This is a genomic window from Streptomyces sp. NPDC001970, assembly GCF_053594115.1.
This window is the reverse complement of the sequence record NZ_JBSFDW010000002.1, coordinates 142297-164311: the sequence shown is the minus strand read 5'-3', so window position 1 is coordinate 164311 and position 22015 is coordinate 142297. Positions and strand designations below refer to the sequence as shown.

Sequence of the window (22015 nt, the reverse complement as noted above, 5' to 3'; positions counted from 1 at the left end):
GCCTCATGCCTGACGGGAGTCCTCCCCGGGACCGGGGGTCCTTGTCCCTGCGCCGGGGATGGGTCTGGTGGCTGCCGTTCCTCGCAGTGCTGCTCGATGTGGTCGGGGAGCTCGCCGTCCGCGGGCGGGAGCCCGTGAGTTTCCTGCTCATCGGCGTACCTCCGCTCACCGCCGCCACACGCGGGCCACGGGGCACGGCGCTGGCGACCGCCGGCTGCCTGGGGCTGCAGATGCTGATGGCGTCCTTCCGCCCCGGTCACTTCGCCGAGCAGCACCATGTGGCCCTGTACGTCTCCACACTGGTCATCGGGACGGCGAGCATGGCCCTCGCCCGGCAGCGCGAGCGCACGACGCAGCATCTGATCCGCGCGAACTCGGTGGCCGAGGCGATGCAGAGGACCCTGCTGCGCCCGGTGCCGCGCAGCCTCGGTCCCCTGCGGGCCGCCGGGTTCTACTCGGCCGGTGAGGGAGGCACGCTCGTCGGCGGGGATCTGTACGACGTGTGCACGACCCCCTTCGGGGTGCGGGTGATCATCGGTGACGTACGCGGCAAGGGCATGGACGCGGTCCAGACGGTCGCCGCCGTCCTCGGCAGTTTCCGGGTGTCCGCCCACGAATGGCCGAGCCTCAGCAGTCTCGCCGAGCGCCTGGAGCTCAGCATCGCCCGCAACAGCCCGTGGGGGGAGAACGGCGACCCCGAGCTGTTCGTGACCGCGCTGGTGCTGGAGTTCCCGGCCTCGGGCGGCGAGGTCCGGGTCGTGGACCGCGGCCACCCGGCCCCGGTCGTGGTCGGCCCGCGGGGCACGCGGCGTCTGGCCACCGCGCCGGGCCTCCCGCTGGGGCTCGGCGGGCTGTCCCCCGGGTCCGCGGAGACCACGGTGCACCCGCTCGGTCCGGGCGAGGTGCTGGTCGTCCACACGGACGGCGTGAGCGAGGCCCGCGACGCGGCCGGCGCCTTCTACCCGGTCGTGGAGCGGCTCGCGGAACGCTTCGGCGGTGCGCGGTCGCCGGACCCGGAGGCGATCGTGGCGTTCCTGCGGTCGGACACGAAGCGCTGGACGGCGGATGCGGTGGACAACGACGACGACGACCAGGCCGTGCTCGCGCTGACGCCGGCCCACCCTGGTCACCGAGCTGCCGTCCGGCCGTCGTGACCGGCGCCGTGCGGTGCGCCCGCGGTGGCCCGTCCTCTCACCCCTGACGTGCGCGCATCGCGGGTCGCAAGGGCTTCACGGATACCCTGCCGGGGTACGCCCCGGCACCACGGAGGAGTGCGTTTCCCTCAGGTGATGCGAGCAGTGAGGCTGTGCAGCAAGCTGGGGTCACCGCCCCGTGAGGGGAGGAGGTGATCGTGTGGCAACCGAGCCTCCGGACTGGTTCCAGGCCCGTGGCGGGCGCCGCACGTCCGAAGCCGACGGCGCCGCTCCCTGGGCGCTGGAGGAGGTTCTGCGGGACGCCACGGCCGGCATCGCCGTTCTCGGGACGGATCTCCGCTACCTCTTCGCCAACCCCGCCTACTGCCGGATGGCCGGGGAGCCGTCGGAGCAGGTCGCGGGCCGGTCCCCCGGCGTGTCCGCGGAGCAGTACCTCGGCCCGGCCGACCTGCTGGCCGGGGTGCTCGACGACGGGATCCCCCGGGCCCGGGTCTCGGGCCCCCGAAGCAGCTGCCACACGGCCTGCGTCCGGCTGGAGAACCGGGGGACGGTGACCGGCGTCCTGTGCATCGTGGTAGAGACCCCCGCCCCCGAACTGTACGAAGAGCTGGAGCTGGCCCGGGCCCGCATCGCCGCCGCCGACGATGCCGTCGAGCGGATCGGGTCCTCCCTCGACGAGGGCGCCACCTGCCGGGAGCTGGCGGACTTCCTGAGTTCCTGGATCGCGGACGCGGCGGCCGTCGACGTACTCCCCGCTCCGCCGCCGAAGGGCTCGCTGGTGACGGACCCCGGTCCGGCCAGGATGGTCCGCGCCGCCACGGCGGGCGCCGGGGCGCTCCTGGACGACGCGGAGCAGGACAGTGGCGGTGGCCACCCCGCGCAGTCGGCGGCCGCGAAGGCCGTCGCCTCCGGCATGCCGGCCACCGAACACAGCGTGGGGGCCCGCGCCGCGGTGCTCGCCGTGCCGATCTCGGAAGCCGGCTGCGAGGCCGTGGGGGTGGTCCGACTGGCCCGTACACGCTCGGCGTTCGGCAGGAACGACATCCTCATCGCCCTGCACGCCGCACGCCGGGCCGCCATCGGCATCGCACACGCCCGTCAGTTCGCCGCGGAGCAGCGGACCGCGGTCGAGCTCCAGCGCGCCCTGCTGATGGAGCCCGGCAAGCCGCACCCCAATCTGCAGTTCGCCACCCGCTATCTGCCGGTCGGCACGAGCAATCTGGTGGGCGGGGACTGGTTCGAGACGGTACGCCTCCACTACGGGCGGACGCTTCTCGTCATGGGCGACGTGATGGGCCACGGCGTCGAGGCTGCCGTCGAGATGAACACCTACCGCGCGATGCTGCGCGACGTCGCCGCCGCCGATCTCCCGCCGCACCGGGTGCTGCGGCAGCTCGACATCGCCATCGCCGACACCAGCGCCCGGCCCGCGACGTGTCTGCTGGCGCGCGTGGACCCGGCCAGGATGCTCGCGTCGTTCTCCAGTGCCGGACATCTGCCGCCCGTCGTGTTCACCCAGGGCGGGACCGCCGAGCTGATCGACGTACCCGCGGGACCTCCGCTGGGCACGGGCGTCGGCGGGTACGAACTCGTCACCCGTCAACTCACCCCGGACGACACGCTGCTGCTGTTCACGGACGGACTGGTCGAGCGGCGCGACGAGGACATCGACGAGTCGCTGGCGCGGCTGACCCGCGTCCGGCTGCCGTGCGCCACACCGGTGGATGAGCTGGTGGACGCGGTGGTCAGGGAACTGGGCGCGGACAAGGCGGAGGACGATGTGGCCCTGCTCGCGGCGCGCATCCGCCGGCGCACCAAGGCCGAGGAACAGCCCTTGCTGGAGCGCCCTCTGCATTAGGGCCGGCCGTGGCGTGGACGGAAACAGGCACGGGATCCGGCATGGACGGGATCCGGCAAGAAGCCGGACCTCCGCCGCCCTCCGGCCCGGCCGGCACCGCTACGCGGCCGACACCCAGTGGTCGGACACGGACTTCGCCGCACGGCTTTCCGGTCTCGGCGGGGCCGTCGAGAACGCCCCCTCCGACAAGTCCCTCGTCCTGGCGCCCTTTGCTCCCGCGTCGCACAACGAGGAGCTGCTGCGCGACATGGCCTTCTCGGTGCTCGGCGACAGCTACGCCGGTCCGGCGCGCCTCGGCGACCTGAGCCAGCACCTGCTGGAGGACCTGACTGCCCGGCGGGATGCGCGGCGGCTCGTAGGTCCAGATGTGCTGCACCCAGGGGTCGGCGAGGTGGTCGTCCGGAACCGGGGTGATCCGCCTTCTGGGACGACCCTGCGGCGGACGGCCTCGACATGCGATGGCTGTGCGAGGCGATGAGCTCCGTGGAGCCGCTCGGGACGGGGCACTGCATCGCCGAGACCGACCTCACCGCCCACCCCGCCCGCGCCGAGCGCTCGTTCACGCCGACGACTGGCAACGGCTGCAGACCGTGCGAGCGCAGTACGACCCGCAGGGGGTCTTCCACTCCTTCCTCGGCCCCTGACGGGCTCCCACCCTCGCGGTGCGACAACGCCGGCCCCGACGGCAGGCCCGGATCAGTGGGGCCGCAGCAGCAACAGCGCCACGTCGTCGGCTCGTTCATGGGCCTGATGGGTGTGCCGGACGAGACTGTCGGCGACCTCCTCGAGCGGACGGTCGCCGATCGCCGCGAGGTGCGCGCCGAGGTCGGCCAGGGCCTCGTCCAGGTCGGTCCCGGGCGCCTCGACGAGTCCGTCGGTGTAGAGGGCGAGCACGGATCCGGGCAGCAGGGACACCGGCGCGGTGGGGTACCGGGACGTCGGGTCGACGCCGAGGAGAGGCCCGCCCAGGATGTCGAGCACGTGGACGGAGCCGTCGGGCTCGCGGAGCAGCGGGTGCGGGTGCCCGGCGCGCGCGACCAGGGCCCGGTGGCCCATCAGGTCGAGCTGGACGTACACACAGCTGACGAAGAGCTCGGCGTCGAGGTCGAACAGCAGCTGGTTGGTGCCGGTCATGACCTCGCCGGGGGACTGTCCGACCGCTGTGAACGCGCGGACCGCCGTGCGGACCTGCCCCATCAGCCCGGCAGCGGTCACGTTGTGGCCCTGTACGTCACCGATGACGGCACCCGCCGCGACACCGTCGCCGGCCATCAGGTCGTAGAAGTCGCCGCCGATGTCCATGCCCCGGGTGGCGGGCAGATAACGGGCCGCGCGCTCCAGGCCCGGCAGCTGCGGCAGGGAGTGCGGCAGCAGGGCGGCCTGCAGCCCATGGGCCAGTCGGTGCTTGGCGTCGTAGAGCCGTGCCCGCTCCAGGGCCTGGGCGATGAGACTGCCGAGGCTGGTGAGCATCGAGCGGTCGTCCGGCGAGAAGCGGTGCTGCTCCGCGTAGCCGAGGACGCAGGTGCCCACCGGGCGGCCGGAGGCGATGAGCGGCAGATAGGCCCAGGCGGCCATGCCGTCGGGGGTGGCGTGGCGGACGGGATAGACCTGTTCGAGCTCCTGGCGGGACTCGAAGAACGACGGCACACCGGTGACCAGCGCCCGCACGCCCGGTGTCTGCGCGGTCAGAGGCATTCCGTGGAACCGCTCGACGATGTGCGGATCGGCGTAGCCCCGGTGCCCGAGCACGTTCAGCCGGCCGGACTCCGATCCGAGCATCACCAGCGCCTGGCAGCCGACGGCGGGCATGAACTCGTCCTCGACCAGCTCGATCACGTCCTCGACGCCGACGGCCTCGGTCAGTCCGGCGGCCAGGCTCAGGACGTGGGAGATGACGATGAGCCGCTCGGGCGCGGCCTCGCGGGCCTCCTGCTCGGCGCGGCGCCTCGTACGGGCCGGATCGATGCGCACGGTGACACCGCTGGTGCTCGGCAGCAGTTGGAAGGAGAGCCAGTCGCGCGGTGGGCGCAGCGCCACGAACGTGGTGGGTTGCTGACTGATCAGGGCGGCACGATAGCGGTCCTCGTAGACGGGATCGTGCAGCCAGGGCAGCACGGTCCACAGCGGCCGGCCGACCATCCCGTGACGGTCGAGACCCACGAGTGCGGCCGCGGCGGAGTTCACGAAGGTGATCCGGCCGTTCAGGTCGAGCGAGCAGAGCCCCTCGGGCACACGGTTCACCATCTGCACCGCGTCGGACGCGCTCGACGCGCCGGTCAGGGTGGAGTCGCCGAGCAGATCGGGCTCGGCGCGGACGGGCCGGCCCTGTTCGACGGCCTGTTCCAGGTGGGACGCGAGCCGCCCGCAGGCCGCGGTGAGGTATTCGCGTTCGTGCTCGGAGAGTTCCGGCGGATGGGAGCCGGGCCAGGTCACGAACACGGCCCCGTACACGCTGTCGGCGGTGGCGACGGGCAGGGCGGCGAGCGCGAACGGATAGGGCAGCACCACCGCGATCCGCGGATAGCGGGCGGCCATCTCCTGCTCGCCACCCACCCAGACGAGCCGCCGTTCGCGCACCGCGTCGGCGACGGGGATCGGGGCGGCGACGCCGACGCGCTCCCAGGGCGCGGCGAACGCCCGCGGGAGCCCGGCCATCACGGCCATCTCCAGCGCCTTGCCGTCGGGGGCCATGAGATAGACGGCACCGGAGTGGGCGTCGACCTCGTCCATCATCCCGGCCAGGGCGAGCGAAAGCACGGGCCGGCGGCCCTCACCCCCGGGAAATGGCCGGGGTGCGGATGCGAACGGGGGCCTGTCGGTCATGTCGCGCTCACCTCCTCCCGCCCTTGGGTGCATACGGCTCCACGACGACACCAGGGGACTCCGGCGTCAGGGGTTCGGTCCCGACAGCGCACCGGAGGCAGACGACAACCGATGCGCCGACCACGTCTGCGGGTGCACGGGCGCGCGCCGGGACTCGGGGGCGAGCGACTGCGGCGGCGGTTGCTCCTTCGACGCGGTCCGGCCCGGGATGGGCGGAATCGGAAGGTCGGGCGGGGGCTCTGCCGGGGGAGGCTCGTTCGGGGCCGTCTCGTCGGTCCGGGGCTCCGCCGGCGGGGTCTTCGGGGGCTTGCTCTCCGGGGCCTCGCTCTTCGGAGGCTCGTTCTTCGGGGGCTTGCTTTCCGGAGCCTTGCTCTTCGGGGCCTCGCTCTTCGCCGACGGGTCCTTGGGCGACGGGTTCTTCGGGCCCTCGCTCCTGGACGACGGCGGCGTGGGCGGGCAGCCGGCGTCGCCCTCGCCCGGAGGACAGCTCCCGGTCTTCGGCGAGTCCTCGTCCTTGGAGTTGTCGGGGCGGGCGTTCCCCGGCGGGGTCGGGACATGGGTCGGTGTCAGGGGATGATCGGGTGGCGGTACGGGCTTGTCGTGGCCGCCCGTGTCGCCGCGGCCGCGGGAGAAGTAGGTGTTCTCCCTGGGGTCGTACACGACGAAGTCGGCGACGACCTGGGGCGCGGGCCGGACGATCACGACGTTGGACTGCTCGAATCCCTCCCAGCTGTCACCGGTCCGCTTGAACGTGCTCCGGGACACGTCGGGTGGTGTCAGCGGATTGCCGCAGGCGCAGCGCACCTGCGGCACTCCGCGGCCGTCGACGAGCACGGCCGTGCCGGCCTGCAGCACAGCCTGGTAGCCGGTCGCGGCACCGTCCTTGTAGCCGTGGTTGGTGACCCATGTGTCCACGCGCAGTTGCACAGCCGTCAGGGAACGCAGATGGGCCGGGACGGCGGACGGCTCGATGCGCAGGACCCCGGCAAAGGCACGGTTCTTCGCCGGATCGGCGGTGAGGAACCCGATCTGCTTCTCGATGTCGCAGCTGGCGGCGTTGCGCGTGCCGCCGTACAGACCGGGTGTCGCGCCGTCCACGTCCCGCACGTTGCCCTCGGTCTGCGACGTGGGGGGCGCCGTGGTGGGGACGGCGGCGGGCGGTTCCTCGGCGGTGCCACCGGCCGTGGACTCGGTGAAGGGGTCGCGGCCGGTGGCGTCCGCGGCCTGGAGGACGAGCTCGTCACGAGCGCCGGCGGGGCCGCCTCCGGGGCGGGTGAGGACGACGGAGATGACGACCGCCGCGACGACGAGGGCCGTGACAGCGGCGATCTTGGGGAAGGACCGGTACCACGGCTCGCCGCGGCCCCCCGCACCGCCGCCGGGGCCGCCGGGTCCGCCATCGCCTCCCTGCTCCCCTGTCCCTCCCGCTCCACCGGGGCCGCCGGGGCCGCCGGGACCTCCCGCGCCGCCCGCGCCTCCGCGAGACGGTCCGCCGCCACCGCTGGTCGGCCCGCTGGGCGGTCCGGGCGGTGAGGAAGGTGGCGCCGGCTCCGGGCCTGACAGCGGGCCCGAAGGAGGTCCTGTCGGTCGGCCTGACGGCGGCTGGTCGCTCACGGGCGCTTCTTCCAGGCAGCGGAGCTCGCTTCCTCACTCCTGTTCCCCTTGCCCCAATTGTGTGCCCCTGCTCCGTACGGCCCGCAAGCCGACGCGGTCGGACCCGCCGGGCGCGCGCAGGCCCGTCGGCCCTGCTTACGGTGACAGCGTGAGCGAGCACCGCGGCAGCGTGAACCGGCGGGGATCCACCGCCCGGAGCGGCGCCGCGCGCGCCGTCCGCGACTGGGCCGACGCGCTGGTGGCGGTTGTCGCGGGTCTGGTCACCATGATCGTCGTGGCGGCCCTCGGGCTGTGGGCGGCGGGCGGCACCGATCTCCCCGAGAGCGCGTTCCCGCGCGTCGTCGCCGCCGTCGTCGTCATGGCGGCGGGTGGCTCCGTCGGGCTGTCCGGCGACGCGGGGGTCATCGCCGAGTCGCAGGCGGAGCTGACCGTCGTGCCCCTGTCCGTCGGCCTCGCCGGCGCGCTGGTGACCGCCGAGCTGTTCCTGCGTCCGCTGCGGCACCGTGCCGTCGCGGGGACCGGCGAGCTGCTGGGCCGCTTCGCCCGGCTGGCGTTGCTGTGGCTGGCGGCGCTCGCGGGCCTGGCCGCGTTCGCGCGGCAGAGCTTCCAGATCTCGCTCGGCGAGGACTCGCTGATCGGTGACATCGGCGACCTCCTCGACGCCAGGCCGCAGGTCGGCTTCGCGGCGGACGTGGGGCTCACGATCCTGTACGGCCTGCTGTGGCTGATCGGTGTGATCGCGGTGGCGCTCCTGGTGTCGCGTCGGGCGCCGCTGCCCACCCGGCTGGTGCGTTTCCAGGAGTCGGTGCGCCCGGCGGCGTTCGCGATGGTGGCGCTGCTGCTCGCGTACGCCGTTCTCGGCCTGTGCATCGGTCTGGTCGTCGCCGCGACACAGGGGCACGCCGCCCGAACCTTCGCGGTGATCCTGCTCGGACTGCCGAACCTGATGTGGCTCGCGCTCACGCTGGGCCTCGGCGCGTCGTGGGACGGCAAGGTGCAGGGGCCGTTCGGGTTGCCGATGCCGCAGGTGCTGGACGAGGTGCTGCGTACGCCGGAGGGCGGGACGCTCAACCTCGCCACGCTCTCCGAGCGCGACGGCCGTGCATGGTGGCTGCTGGTGGCAGCGGTGGTGCTGGTGCTCGGTGCGGCCTTCCTGATGGCCGTGCGGTCCCCGGCCCGGATGCGGCCCTGGGAGCACGCCCTGCACATGGGCATCGCGCTGGCTCTCACCACGCTGGTCGTCTGCCTCCTCGTCCGGGTCACCGCACGGTACGGGCTGTCGCTGATCGGCATCGGCGAGGTCGAGGGTCTCGGCGGGGAGGTCGCGCTGGATCCGCGGCTCTGGGGGGCGGTCGGTATCGGGCTGGCCTGGGGCCTGGTCGCCGGCCTGCTCGGCTCGCTCCTCGCCGCCCCGGTCCGCCGCCGCGGCAAGGTCCCGGCCCCACCGGACCGCCCGTAGGCACGAGGCGCCTCCCCGTCGAAGCCCGATTGGCCCTTGAAGACGGACGCGCGGGCCCACGCGTCCGGTACCGGTGGCCAACCCGAGCCCGTCCTGCAATGGGGGACGGACACGCGAACCCACCCTGACCGTACGGCCCCGCCGCAGACGCGGGCACCCGCACGGTCACCCGCCGCCGCGCCGGCCCGCCGTGTCCTGGGTCGGGGACGAGGACTGCGGCGGAGGCGGGGAGGCCTGCGGGTCCGAGCCGTCCAGGGGGACGCTGCGCGTGGGGGGCGCGGGTGTGGGCAAGCCGTCCGCTGCGGTATCGGAGGGCTTGGGCGTGCCCCGGGGCGGGGAGTCCGACGCGAACGTGGACAGCCGGGTGCCGTCGCAGTACATCCACCGCTCCTGCTCACCGTCGTACAACCACACCGACTCCCCGTCCACGACCACCCCCACCCGCACCCCCTGGGTGCTCCGGCGGAACGTCTCCCCGTCCGACCCGCCCCCGGCGAGGGACTCCGCCGCTCGCCGGTACTGGCTGAGCGCCTCCTCCGCACGGGCGAGCAGCGGGCGCGGGTCCACCGCGCGGTCGAGCGGCCGGCCGGCGCTCGGCGGGTCCTGCGCCACGGGGACGAGCAGCCGGCCGTCGACCCAGGCCGACCAGCCGTTGGCGCAGAGCACCCGGCCCCAGTCGCCGCGCCGGTCGACGACCTGGACCGGCAGATAGGCGTCGAGCGGCGCGCTGGGACGGCTCGCGTCGGGCGACTCCCAGGTCTGCATCCCGTCGCCGGGGACGACATGCGTGGGCCGGAACCCGGACACGGAAGCGGAGTCGGTCATGTCGCCACCACCCTCTACTTCCGCATGACCGCGGGTTCATGGCGCCGCAGCAGCCGTGCGACGACGCCCAGGAGGACGACGCAGAACAGCACCATCACGCCCATGTTCTGCAGCCACAGCCCGGCGGAGTGCCCGAACAGCGGATCGTCGGTGTCCGGCGTCGGCACGATCCGGGCGATGTCGACCGACCCGGCCATGGCCGCGAAGCCCCACCGGGCCGGCACCAGCCACGCGAACTGCTCCAGTCCCGCGACGCCGTTCAGCTTCAGCAGGGCACCGCAGAAGACGATCTGGACCATGGTGAGGAGGACCAGCAGCGGCATGGTGACCTCCTCCTTGGGGACCAGTGCGGAGATGACGAGGCCGAGCATCATCGCCGTGAACGACAGCAGCGCGACGGCCACGGTGATCTCGAGGAGCGGCGGCATCAGGTTGCCCTGGCCACCGGGGGCGTTGAGGTCGACCCCGAACAGTCCGACGAGGGTGAGCACGACGGCCTGGGCGATGGTGATCGTGCCCAGGACCACGACCTTCGACATCAGATACGCGGATCTGGAGAGTCCGACGGCGCGCTCCCGCCGGTAGATGACGCGTTCCTTGACGAGCTCGCGCACCGCGTTCGCCGCGCCGGTCAGGACCGCGCCCACGCACAGGACGAGCAGGGCGTCCAGCGCCGTCTCCTCGGTGAATCTGCTGCCGGCCAGGCCCCGGGCCATGAGGCCCATCCCGATCGGCAGCGCGATCATGATGATGATGAAGGTGCGGTCGGCGCTCAGCACGGCCGCGTAGCGCCGTACGAGCGTGCTCAACTGGTCGAACCAGCTCTGCGACTTGGGCGGCGGCGTGAAGTCCGCGGGATGCCGGTCCTCGTCGAGCCGGGGCTGCGGGCTGCCGACGGCGATGTACTGGCGGTGGTACGGGGATGCCCGGTACTCCCCCGCCCAGTCGCGGTCACGGTCGTTCTCGAACGCCTCGAAGGCCTCGGGCCAGTGATCGAAACCGAAGAACGTGAGGGCCTCGTCGGGCGGCCCGTAGTAGGCGATGCGGCCCCCGGGCGCGAGGACGAGCAGCCGGTCGCAGACGTCCAGGCTGAGCACGCTGTGGGTGACGACGATGACGGTGCGCCCGTCGTCGGCGAGCCCGCGCAGCCGGTGCATGACCGAGCGGTCCATGCCGGGGTCGAGTCCCGATGTCGGCTCGTCGAGGAACAGCAGCGACGGTTTCGTCAGCAGCTCCAGGGCGACGCTGACGCGTTTGCGCTGGCCGCCGGAGAGGGTGTGGATGGGCTGGTCCGCGCGCTGCTCCAGGCCGAGTTCCCCGATGACCTCCTCGACCCGCTCGTCGCGTTCCTCGGGCGCGCTGTCCCCGGGGAAACGCAGTTCGGCCGCGTACTGCAGGGCCCTGCGCACGGTGAGCTGGAGGTGCAGGATGTCGTCCTGCGGAACGAGTCCGATGCGCCGGCGCAGCTCGGCGTAGTCGCGGTAGAGGTCGCGGCCGTCGTAGAGGACGGCGCCGTGATCGGCGGGACGCAGTCCGGTGAGCGCGTTGAGCAGCGTGGACTTCCCCGCGCCGCTCGGCCCGACGACGGCGAGCAGGCTCTTCTCGGCGACGGGGAAGGACACACCGTCGAGAAGGACCTTGCGGCCGCCGTCCACGGCGACGGCGAGGTTCTGCACGTCGAGCGAGATCTCGCCGGAGTCGACGAACTCCTGCAGTTCGTCGCCGATGAGGCAGAAGGTGGAGTGGCCCATGCCGATGATGTCGTTCTCGGTCACCGGGGCGCGGGCGACGGCCCGGCCGTTGAGGTAGGTCCCGTTGTGGCTGCCGAGGTCGACGATCTCGTACGTGCCGTCCCGGTGCGCCCGCAGTTCCGCGTGCCGGCGGGAGACGATCAGATCGTCGATGACGAGGTCGTTGTCCCTGGCACGGCCGATCCGCACGGTGCGGGTGAGCAGCGGGCGGACGGTCGTGGGCTGCTTGAAGGTGTGCGTGGCGGAGGGCAGGGAGACGGCGGACGGGTGCACGGCAGGGTGCCCGTCCGGCGGGGTTGCGGCGCGAGCGGGCTCGGCGGGGCGGCCAGGCGCGGGAGGGGCGGGATGCGCACGAGGCGTCGGGGACGCGGGTGGGGCGGGACGCGACGCAGGAGGCGGGGGCGGCGGGGGAGGCGCGGGCTTGGGCTCGGCCTCGGACACCCTGTTGATCACGGCCCGTGGCCCGTCGGCCGGGTTGCCGAACCGCAGGACGCTGCCGGGCCCCACGTCCCACTCGTTGATGCGATGGCCGTCGGCGTAGGTGCCGTTGGTGCTGTTCACGTCCTGGACGGTCCAGTGCCCTCCCTCGGTGCGCAGCACGGCGTGGTGCCAGGACACCCGTGCGTCGTCCAGCACGATCTCGCTCGTGGGGTCGCGTCCGACGTGGTACTCCCGACCAGGGCTCATCAGCAAGGAGCCCCCGTCGGTCCAGAGGACGAGCTGGGGCGCGTTCGGCGCGACGGGACGCTCTCCCATGCCACGATTCTAACTTTCGCCCCTTTTATGCGCCCGATATGAGGAGCCGGAAGAGAACCTCGGCTGCGGGAGAGCGTCAGGCGACGGACCCGATGACCTGCGCCGGGGCGGGTGGCCCGTCGTGGTGGATCGGAGTGTGCGCACCGGTCAGCGAGACCCCGCTGCCACCGCGCCGGTCGGCCACGATCTCCGCGGCGATCGACAGGGCCGTCTCCTCGGGCGTCCGGGCGCCGAGGTCGAGGCCGATCGGCGAGCGGAGCCGGGCGAGCTCGAGCTCGGTGACACCGACCTCGCGCAGCCGCCTGTTGCGGTCCTCATGGGTGCGACGGGAGCCCATCGCGCCGACGTACGCGACGGGAAGCCTCAGCGCCAGCTCCAGCAGGGGCACGTCGAACTTGGCGTCATGGGTGAGGACGCACAGCACCGTACGGCCGTCGACGTCCGTCGACGCGAGGTACTCGTGCGGCCACCGGACGACGATCTCGTCCGCCTCGGGGAAGCGCGGCCTCGTCGCGAACACGGGCCGCGCGTCGCACACGGTCACGTGGTAGCCGAGGAACTTGCCCACCCGCACCAGCGCCGACGCGAAGTCGACGGCACCGAACACGATCATCCGGGGGGCGGGCACGCTCGATTCGACGAGCAGGGTGAGCGGCCGCCCGCAGCGCGAGCCGTCCGCACCGATCCCGACGGTGCCGGTCCGGCCGGCGTCCAGGAGGGCGCGGGCCTCACCCGCCGCGGTGCGGTCCAGTTCGGGGTGCCCGCCCAGGCCGCCTTCGTAGGAACCGTCCGTGCGGACGAGGAGGGCACGCCCCAGCAGTTCGGCCGGACCGTCGGTGATCCGCGCGACCGCCGCCGCCTCCCCTCGCGCGGCGGCGGCCAGCGAGGCCGCGAACGTCTCCCTCGCGGGAGAGTCCGCGCGTACCGGGGTGACGAGGATGTCGATGATCCCACCGCAGGTCAGGCCGACCGCGAAGGCGTCCTCGTCGCTGTACCCGAAGCGCTCGAGAACGGTTGCGCCGTCCTCGAGCGCCTGTCGGCACAGGTCGTACACGGCGCCCTCCACGCAGCCTCCGGAGACCGACCCGATCGCCGTGCCGTCGCTGTCGACGGCGAGTGCGGCACCGGGCCGGCGGGGCGCGCTGCCGCCGACCGCCACCACGGTGGCCACGGCGAAGTGGCGTCCCTGCTCGACCCACCGGTGCAGCTCGTCGGCGATGTCCAGCATGTCGGTCTCCTCAGGGGGTCTGCGGATACGTGGAGGGCGCTCGGGGGTCAGTGGACCCCCAGCCACCCTTCGATGGGGTGGAGGGCGAAGAACACGACGAAGATCGCGGTCAGGCCCCACATGAAGCCGCCCACCTCACGGGCCTTGCCCTGGGCGACCTTGATGGCAACGTACGAGATGACACCGGCGGCCACACCCGCGGTGATGCTGTAGGTGAACGGCATCAGCACGACGGTGAGGAAGACCGGGATGGCGACCGAGCGGTCGCTCCAGTCCACGTGCTTGGCGTTCTGCATCATCATCGCGCCGATGACGACCAGGGCCGCGGAGGCGACCTGGGGCGGCACGATCGCGGTGAGCGGGGTGAAGAACAGACAGGCGGCGAAGAACAGGCCGGTGACGACCGAGGCGAGCCCGGTCCTGGCACCCTCGCCGACGCCGGTGGCCGACTCGACGAACACGGTCTGGCCGGAGCCGCCCGAGACACCGCCGATCGCACCGCCCGCACCGTCGATGAACAGGGCCTTGGACAGGCCGGGCATCCGGCCCCGCTCGTCGGTGAGATTGGCCTCGGTGCCCACGCCGATGATGGTGGCCATGGCGTCGAAGAAGCCGGCCAGCACGAGCGTGAAGACGATGAAGCCGACGGTCATCGCGCCGACGTCACCCCAGCCGCCGAACTCGACCTGGCCGAAGAGCGAGAAGTCGGGCATGGAGACCGCGCCGCCGGTCAGCTCCGGCGGGGCCATGTTCCACGCCTTGGCGTCGAGACCTGCCACGTTGTGGACGACGACGGCGACGAGCGTGCCGGCGACGATGCCGACGAGGATCGCCCCGGGGATGGCGCGGGCCTGCAGCATGAAGATCAGCAGCAGGGTGAAGCAGAAGATCAGGACGGGCCAGCCTGCCAGTTCGCCGCCCACGCCGAGGGTGACGGGCGGGCCGAACTCCGGACCCCTGCCGACGAAGCCCGACTTGACCAGGCCGATCAGGGCGATGAACAGGCCGATGCCCATGGTGATGCCGTGCTTCAGCGCGAGCGGGATCGCGTTCATGATCAGTTCACGGAGACCGGTGACCACCAGGAGGCAGATCACCAGGCCGTACAGGACGCACATGGCCATGGCCTGCGGCCAGGTCATCTGGGGCACTACTTGCGAGGCGAGAACGCCGGACACGCTCAGACCGGCCGCGAGGGCGAGCGGAACCTTGCCGACGAAGCCCATCAGCAGGGTGGTCGCCGCGGCCGCGAAGGCAGTCGCAGTGATGAGTCCCGGCTGGCCGAGGACGTTGCCCGCAACGTCCTTGCCATTGAGGATCAGTGGGTTGAGCAGGAGGATGTACGCCATCGCCATGAAGGTGGTGATGCCGCCGCGCACCTCGCGCGCGACCGTCGATCCTCGTTCGGATATGTGAAAGTACCGGTCGAGCCAAGACCTACCGGCGGGGACGTGCGAGCCGGGGCCCGCGTCCTCCGCGGCGGTCCTCGGCTCCACTGACGACTGGGTCATGGTGCCTACTCCCAAGGTTCACAGGGGCACCCGCATAAGACGTGGAAGTGTCGGACAAGCTGCGGGATTTGGGATCTTGCGTGGGCTGCACGACCCGGGGGACGGCCCGAGACGAACGACTGCTCCTACGGGTTACTGCTGATGGTGCTCGTACTGCGGGTACTGCTGGTACTGCTGGTACTGCGAGGTGGTCCCGTGGCCGCGAGCGGTGCGGTACGGGGTTCCTTCGGACGGTGCGGGCCTGGACTCCGACGTTCCGGGGAGGGACGCACCGTCCGGAGAGGTGGGCGAGCCGGTCAGGTCCCCGTGAGGTGCTCGGGGCGTACCGGCGTCCTGTTGAGCTCCAGACCGGTCGCGTTCCGGATCGCCGCGAGGACGGCCGGCGTGGACGACAGGGTCGGGGCCTCGCCGATGCCACGGAGCCCGTACGGGGCTTGGTCGTCGGCGAGTTCGAGCACGTCGACCGGGATGGTCGGCGTGTCGAGGATCGTGGGGATGAGGTAGTCCGTGAAGGAGGGGTTGCGCACCTTCGCGGTCTTGGGGTCGACGATGATCTCCTCCATGACCGCCACGCCCAGGCCCTGCGTGGTGCCGCCCTGGATCTGGCCGACGACCGACAGCGGGTTGAGCGCCTTGCCGACGTCCTGGGCGCAGGCCAGCTCGATGACCTTCACCAGGCCGAGCTCGGTGTCCACCTCGACGACCGCGCGATGCGCGGCGAACGAGTACTGGACGTGGCCGTTGCCCTGGCCGGTGCGCAGGTCGAAGGCCTCGGTCGGGCGGTGCCGCCACTCGGCCTCGACCTCGACGGCCTCGCTCTCCAGCACGTCCACCAGGTCGGCCAGGATCTCGCCGCCGTCGGTGACGACCTTGCCGCCTTCGAGCAGCAGCTCGGCGGTGGCCCAGGCCGGGTGGTACGTACCGAACTTGCGGCGGCCGAGCTCCAGGACCTTCTCGCGGACGAGCTCGCAGGAGTTCTTGACGGCGCCGCCGGTGACGTAGGTCTGCCGGGAGGCGGACGTCGAGCCGGCGGAGCCGACCTGCGTGTCGGCGGGGTGGATGGTCACCTGCGTGACACCCAGCTCCGTGCGGGCGATCTGGGCGTGGACGGTGACACCTCCCTGGCCGACCTCCGCCATCGCGGTGTGCACGGTCGCGACCGGCTCGCCGTTGATCACCTCCATCCGCACCTTGGCGGTGGAGTAGTCGTCGAAGCCCTCGGAGAAGCCGACGTTCTTGATGCCGACGGCGTAGCCGATGCCGCGGACGACGCCCTCGCCGTGGGTGGTGTTGGACAGACCGCCGGGCAGCGCGCGCACGTCGGCGCCCTCGGTGGTCACCCACTGCTGCTCGGGCGGCAGGGGCATGGCCTTGACGCGGCGCAGCAGCTCGGCGACCGGGGCCGGGGAGTCGACCGGCTGCCCCGTCGGCAGGAGCGTGCCCTGCTCCATGGCGTTGAGCTGCCGGAACTCGACCGGGTCCATGCCCAGCTCCTTGGCGAGCTTGTCCATCTGGGCCTCGTACGCGAAGCACGCCTGGACCGCGCCGAAGCCGCGCATGGCGCCGCAGGGCGGGTTGTTGGTGTAGAGCGCGATCGCCTCGATGTCGACGTCGTCCACGACGTACGGCCCGACGGAGAGCGAGGAGGCGTTGCCGACGACCGCCGGGGACGCGGACGCGTATGCGCCGCCGTCCAGGACGATCCGGCACTTCATGTGCGTGAGCTTGCCGTCCTTGGTGGCGCCGTGCTCGTACCAGAGCTTCGCCGGGTGGCGGTGCACGTGTCCGAAGAAGGACTCGAACCGGTTGTAGACGATCTTGACCGGCTTGCCGGTGCGCAGCGCCAGCAGACAGGCGTGGATCTGCATCGACAGGTCCTCGCGGCCGCCGAAGGCGCCGCCGACGCCGGAGAGCGTCATGCGGACCTTCTCCTCGGGCAGACCGAGGACCGGGGCGATCTGGCGGAGATCGGAGTGCAGCCACTGGGTGGCCACGTACAGGTCGACGCCGCCGTCCTCGGCAGGCACGGCGAGGCCGGACTCCGGGCCGAGGAAGGCCTGGTCCTGCATGCCGAACGTGTACTCGCCCGTGACGATCACATCGGCTCGCCCGGCGGCCTCGTCGGCGTTGCCGCGGACGATCGGCTGGCGGTGGACGATGTTCGGGTGCGGGACGTGGCCCGCGTGGTGGTCGTCGCGGCCGGGGTGCAGGACCGGCGCGTCGGGCGCGGTCGCGGAGGCCTCGTCGGTGACGACGGGCAGCTCCTTGTACTCGACCCTGATCTTGGCGGCGGCGCGGCGTGCGGTCTCCGGGTGGTCGGCGGCGACAAGGGCCACCGGCTCCCCGTGGTGGCGTACGACGCCGTGGGCGAGGACCGGGGTGTCCTGGATCTCCAGGCCGTAGTTCTTCACCTCGGTCGGCAGGTCGTCGTAGGTCAGCACGGCGTAGACGCCGGCCTGGGCGAGGGCCTCGGAGGTGTCGATGGACACGATCTCGGCGTGCGCGACGGTGGAGCGCAGGATCTGGCCCCACAGCATGTCCTCGTGCCACATGTCCGAGGAGTACGCGAACTCGCCGGTGACCTTGAGGGTGCCGTCGGGGCGGAGCGTGGACTCGCCGATGCCGCCCTTGGTCTGCGATCCCTGGGTGACCTTCGTGGGAGTGCCCGCCGGAGCGGCGGCGACTCGGGGATTCAGCGCCATGGTCAGACCGTCGCTTCCTGATGCCCTTGAGGTTCCTGACGGGCGGCCGCGAGGCGGACGGCGTCGAGGATCTTCTCGTAACCGGTGCAGCGGCAGAGGTTGCCGGAGAGCGCCTCACGGATGTCCGCGTCGGACGGGGACGCGTTGCGCTCCAGCAGCTCGTCGGCCGCGACCAGCAGACCCGGGGTGCAGAAGCCGCACTGGACGGCGCCGGCGTCGATGAACGCCTGCTGGATCGGCGCGAGGTCGGTGCCCTCACCGGTCCGGGAGTCGCTGACCCTGTCGGATGGGCGAGCGGACCAGTGCCGGGCGTCCTGGAGGGAGGTGCCGGAGGAGCCGCAGGCGCCCGTGCCTCCCCCACAGCCCTCCGGGCGTGGGAGGTGCCCCCATCCGCCGCCGTGCTCGGCGCGCTGCTTGGCGAAGTCCGCCAGGCCCTCGACGGTGACGACCTCGCGGCCCTCGACCTGACCGGCGGCGACCAGGCACGAACACACCGGCACACCGTCGAGGCGGACCGTGCAGGAACCGCACTCGCCCTGCTCACAGGCGTTCTTCGAGCCCGGCAGGCCCAGGCGCTCACGCAGTACGTAGAGGAGGCTCTCGCCCTCCCAGACGTCGTCCGCTTCCTGCTTACGGCCGTTGACCGTGAAATTCACGCGCATGGTTATGCAGCTCCTTCAAGGGTGCGGCCGGTGCCGCGGTACTGCTCCCAGGTCCAGCCGAGCGTGCGGCGGGCCATGATGCCGACCGCGTGACGGCGGTACTTGGCGGTGCCACGGACGTCGTCGATCGGGTTGCAGGCGGCGGAGGCGAGCTCCGCGAACTGCTTGGCGATCGAGGGAGTGATGATCTTGCCGCTGTCCCAGAAGCCGCCCTCCTCGAGCGCGGCGTTCAGGAACTCCTCGGCGGCGGTCGCGCGCACCGGGGTGGGCGCGGCGGAGCCGATGCCGGTCTTCACGGTGCGGGTCTCGGGGTGCAGCGCGATGCCGAAGGCGCACACGGCGATGACCATCGCGTTGCGGGTGCCGACCTTCGAGTACTGCTGCGGGCCGTCGGCCTTCTTGATGTGGATCGTCTTGATGAGCTCGTCCGGGGCGAGCGCGTTGCGCTTCACGCCCGTGTAGAACGCGTCGATCGGGATGAAGCGCGCGCCACGCACCGACTCGACCTCGACCTCGGCGCCCGCGGCCAGCAGGGCCGGGTGCGCGTCACCGGCCGGGGACGCGGTGCCGAGGTTGCCGCCGACGCCGCCGCGGTTGCGGATCTGCGGGGATGCGACGGTGTGCGAGGCGAGCGCCAGGCCGGGAAGCTCCGCCCGGAGGTTCTCCATGATCTGGGTGTACGGGACGGAGGCGCCCAGGCGGACGTTCTCCTCGCCGACCTCCCACTCGCGCAGCTCGACGATGCGGTTCAGGTCCAGGAGGTACTCGGGCCGCCGGTGATCGAAGTTGATCTCGACCATGATGTCGGTGCCACCCGCAATGGGCGCAGCCGTGGGGTGCTCGGCCTTGGCGGCGAGCGCCTCCTCCCAGCTGGCGGGGCGAAGGAAGTCCATGAGTGGCTCTCTTCTACGTGATTCGGTCGTTCGCAGGGGCTGGGGACGGCCGGCCCTCGTCGGGATATTCATGTCCTGTCAACGCGGTGTGGCCCAAGTACACAAGTACCGCCTCGCCCGGTGCAGTCACCGAAAACATGAAGGAGTTGGCTGGTCGCCACCGCCGTCTTGTAGATTCGAACGAAAGGCGGGACTCGGTAACCTCTCGGCTTTCCTCCTGAAACCAACGGCCCGAACCTCACTTGAGTCCACGGCGACAACGAGACAGATCGGCGGCGACGAGATGCGGTTGCGCGCACTGCTGGAAACCGACGCGCTGGGACTGCGGCTGCTCGGCGGCGACGACGAGCTGGACCGCACCGTCCGTGGCGTGATGACGACCGACCTCAGGGACCCGAGCCGCTATCTGTCGGGCGGTGAGCTGGTCCTCACCGGTCTCGCCTGGCGTCGCACCGCCGAGGACTCCGAGCCTTTTGTACGTATTCTCGCAAGTGCCGGGGTCGCCGGTCTCGCAGCCGGCGAAGCGGAGCTCGGGGACGTCCCGGACGACCTCGTCGAGGCGTGCGTACGGCACCGGCTGCCGCTCTTCGCGGTCAACGAGTCCGTCGCTTTCGCAACGATCACCGAGCATGTCGTACGGCAGGTGTCGGGCGAGCGGGCCGGTGACCTGGCCGCCGTCGTGGACCGGCACCGCCGGCTCATGACCTCGGGACCGGCGGGCGGCGGGCCCGAGGTGGTCCTGGACCTCCTCGGCTCCGACCTCGACCTTCACGCCTGGGTCCTCTCCCCCACCGGCCGCCAGATCGCAGGCGCGGGCGACCCGCTCCCCGCCGGGGTCAGCGCCGCGCTCGCCGGTGAGCACCTGGCCGCGACGCGCACCGGCCGACGCGGCCCGCACCGCGCGACCGCCGCCGGCTCGACGTATTCGCTCTTCCCGATCCGCAACACCGGCCGGGGCGCCGCGCCCGCTGCGCGCGACGTCCGCGAGACCGTACTGTCCGAATGGCTGCTCGCCGTCGAGGCCGACGCCTCCGACTGGCCCGCCGCACGCCTCGATCTCCTCCAGGGCGTCACCCAGCTCATCGCCGTCGAACGCGACCGGCGCGAGGCGGCGCGTACGGTTCGCCGCCGGCTCGCCCAGGAAGTCCTCGAACTCGTCCAGAGCGGCGCCGCGCCCGCCGAGATCGCCGCCCGGCTGCGGGTCGCCGCGCCCGTGCTGCTGCCCGGCCTCGGCACCGCCCCGCACTGGCAGGTCGTCGTCGCGCGGGTGGAGTGGGGGCAGGAGGGCGGCGCCCCGATCGAGGCCGGCCCCGTCAGCCAGTCGCTGCTCGAGGAGATCCTGGTCGACCCGGCGACGACGGGCGCGGAGTCGGCCGACCGCATCGCCGTCGCGCACACGGGGGACGAGGCGATCGCGCTGGTGCCGCTGCCCGCCGTGGCGGCCGCCGCCGTCCCCGGCGCCCCCGAGACACCTGCCGACCTGCTCGAGGGGCCGGCGGCCGACATCGGCACCAGCAGCGCCGGGCTCCACGCGGACGCGCTGCTCACCGCCGTCCGCGAGCCCCTCTCCGCGGGACTCGACGGCGACGGCCGCCTCACCCTCGGCGTCAGCGCCGCCGTCCACTCGGCGGAGGGCCTGCGCGGCGCCCTGGAGGAGGCCCGCCACGCCCGCCGCGTCGCCGCCGCCCGCCCGGGCCGGGTGTGCGCGGCCGGCCACCACGAGCTGGCCTCGCACGTCCTGCTGCTCCCCTTCGTCCCCGACGACGTCCGCCGCGCCTTCACGGCCCGCCTCCTGGACCCGCTGCGCGACTACGACCGGCGGCACAGGGCGGAGCTCATCCCGACGCTGGAGGCGTTCCTGGACTGCGACGGCTCGTGGACGCGCTGCGCGACGCGGCTCCATCTGCATGTGAACACGCTGCGCTACCGGGTGGGGCGGATCGAGCAGCTGACCGGCCGGGACCTGTCCCGGCTGGAGGACAAGCTGGACTTCTTCCTCGCGCTGCGCATGAGCTGAGCCCGACCGGGGCTGCCCCGGGGCGACGTCCGGCACGTCGGGGGCGGCTGCGGCCTGCCTTCCCCCTCCCGACCCTTCCCGGCCGTGTCGACGTGCGGCTCCGCCGCGTGGGGCATGCCCCAGGCCCTGTTGCGGGAGCTCCGCCCCCGTACCCCTGCGCCGCGAACTCCCCCTACGCCCTGCGGGCGTGGGGGCCGAGCGAGGCTGAACGCCCGGGGCGCCGCCCCGGGCCCCGACCTCTACGCCCTGCGGGCGTGAGGCCGAGGCGTGGGGCTCCTTTGGTGCCCGTCGGGCGTTCGGGGTACCGGGCCGCACACATCCACGGTCCGGCGTCCGACGACGGACACACGGGCCTCCCGCCCGTACCGGGCCCCACACGCCCAGGCCCGTCCGGCACCTGAGCGGCAGGTGAAGGCCGACCGGGCGGGTGCGCTCTTCATCAGCGCCGTCGTCTCGCTGCTGCTGATCCGGGTGACCTCCGCGGGTGACACGTGCGACTGGCTGGACGGACACGCGGGCCCAGCGGACGGTAGCGGGCCGCCACCCAGCCCGCCCGGCACTTGAGGACGGAACCGCGGGCCCACCCGCCCGGACCGGATCACCCCCGGATTTCGGGGAGGCTTCAAATGGCATACGCGCAGGCGGAATCACACCGACCGGTGCATCAGGCAGCGGTCGAACGCCCAGAGATTGTGAACTGATTCACCAGAACCCTTGGCCAGGCATGCCTGTCCGTGCTGAGATTCGGTCTGACTCAACAGC

At 72.4% G+C, this 22015-nt stretch carries 14 protein-coding genes; 5 read left to right on the top strand and 9 right to left on the bottom strand.

All coding sequences use genetic code 11. The annotated features are described in order from the left end of the window. The first annotated feature begins 5 nt into the window (after nt 1-5). The 3 genes from ACWCP0_RS03260 to ACWCP0_RS03250 all read left to right on the top strand — a co-directional run bounded on the left by ACWCP0_RS03260 (nt 6) and on the right by ACWCP0_RS03250 (nt 3490). A complete protein-coding gene (locus tag ACWCP0_RS03260; protein WP_451077143.1) occupies nt 6-1154 on the top strand; it encodes a PP2C family protein-serine/threonine phosphatase in 1149 nt (382 codons plus the stop codon). A gap of 199 nt (nt 1155-1353) precedes the next feature. Further along, the gene (locus ACWCP0_RS03255; protein ID WP_451077142.1) at nt 1354-3012 is read left to right on the top strand and encodes a SpoIIE family protein phosphatase; all 1659 of its coding nucleotides are present in this window, start codon (nt 1354-1356) and stop codon (nt 3010-3012) included. Between the two features lie 13 nt (nt 3013-3025). Beyond that, on the top strand, nt 3026-3490 hold the full coding sequence (locus tag ACWCP0_RS03250; RefSeq protein ID WP_451077141.1) for a hypothetical protein: 465 nt from the start codon (nt 3026-3028) through the stop codon (nt 3488-3490). Nucleotides 3491-3708: 218 nt separating this feature from the next. On the opposite strand, the gene ACWCP0_RS03245 is transcribed toward ACWCP0_RS03250, so the two are convergent. Both ACWCP0_RS03245 and ACWCP0_RS03240 read right to left on the bottom strand, forming a co-directional pair. After that, nucleotides 3709-5835, bottom strand: a complete 2127-nt coding sequence (locus tag ACWCP0_RS03245; RefSeq protein ID WP_451077140.1) for a SpoIIE family protein phosphatase — start codon at nt 5833-5835, stop codon at nt 3709-3711. Between the two features lie 66 nt (nt 5836-5901). Beyond that, complete coding sequence (locus tag ACWCP0_RS03240; RefSeq protein ID WP_451077139.1) at nt 5902-7449, bottom strand: DUF6777 domain-containing protein; 1548 nt, start codon at nt 7447-7449, stop codon at nt 5902-5904. A 148-nt stretch (nt 7450-7597) separates the two neighbouring features. Here ACWCP0_RS03240 and ACWCP0_RS03235 point away from each other — a divergent pair, with 148 nt between their 5' ends. Then, a complete protein-coding gene (locus ACWCP0_RS03235; RefSeq protein WP_451077138.1) occupies nt 7598-8908 on the top strand; it encodes a streptophobe family protein in 1311 nt (436 codons plus the stop codon). A 165-nt stretch (nt 8909-9073) separates the two neighbouring features. Here the strand turns inward: ACWCP0_RS03235 and ACWCP0_RS03230 are convergent, their stop codons facing one another. The 7 genes from ACWCP0_RS03230 to ACWCP0_RS03200 form a co-directional block, all read right to left on the bottom strand. Then, the gene (locus tag ACWCP0_RS03230) at nt 9074-9733 is read right to left on the bottom strand and encodes a hypothetical protein (RefSeq protein ID WP_451077137.1); all 660 of its coding nucleotides are present in this window, start codon (nt 9731-9733) and stop codon (nt 9074-9076) included. Nucleotides 9734-9747: 14 nt separating this feature from the next. Next, nucleotides 9748-12240, bottom strand: coding sequence for an FHA domain-containing protein (locus tag ACWCP0_RS03225; RefSeq protein WP_451077136.1), 2493 nt, complete (start codon nt 12238-12240; stop codon nt 9748-9750). Between the two features lie 76 nt (nt 12241-12316). Further along, nucleotides 12317-13468, bottom strand: a complete 1152-nt coding sequence (locus tag ACWCP0_RS03220; RefSeq protein WP_451077135.1) for an XdhC family protein — start codon at nt 13466-13468, stop codon at nt 12317-12319. Nucleotides 13469-13515: 47 nt separating this feature from the next. Then, nucleotides 13516-14979, bottom strand: a complete 1464-nt coding sequence (locus tag ACWCP0_RS03215) for an NCS2 family permease (RefSeq protein ID WP_451077134.1) — start codon at nt 14977-14979, stop codon at nt 13516-13518. Between the two features lie 296 nt (nt 14980-15275). Next, the gene (locus tag ACWCP0_RS03210) at nt 15276-17681 is read right to left on the bottom strand and encodes a xanthine dehydrogenase family protein molybdopterin-binding subunit (protein ID WP_451077133.1); all 2406 of its coding nucleotides are present in this window, start codon (nt 17679-17681) and stop codon (nt 15276-15278) included. Nucleotides 17682-17683: 2 nt separating this feature from the next. Next, a complete protein-coding gene (locus tag ACWCP0_RS03205; RefSeq protein WP_451077132.1) occupies nt 17684-18343 on the bottom strand; it encodes a (2Fe-2S)-binding protein in 660 nt (219 codons plus the stop codon). Nucleotides 18344-18345: 2 nt separating this feature from the next. Beyond that, nucleotides 18346-19236 carry an FAD binding domain-containing protein gene (locus tag ACWCP0_RS03200; protein WP_451077131.1) on the bottom strand — a complete coding sequence of 297 codons (891 nt, stop codon included), beginning with the start codon at nt 19234-19236 and terminating at the stop codon, nt 18346-18348. 283 nt (nt 19237-19519) lie between these two features. On the opposite strand from ACWCP0_RS03200, the gene ACWCP0_RS03195 reads away from it, so the two are divergent. Then, entirely contained in the window at nt 19520-21253 is a 1734-nt protein-coding gene (locus tag ACWCP0_RS03195; RefSeq protein ID WP_451077130.1) for a PucR family transcriptional regulator, read from the top strand. The last annotated feature ends 762 nt before the right edge of the window (nt 21254-22015 follow it).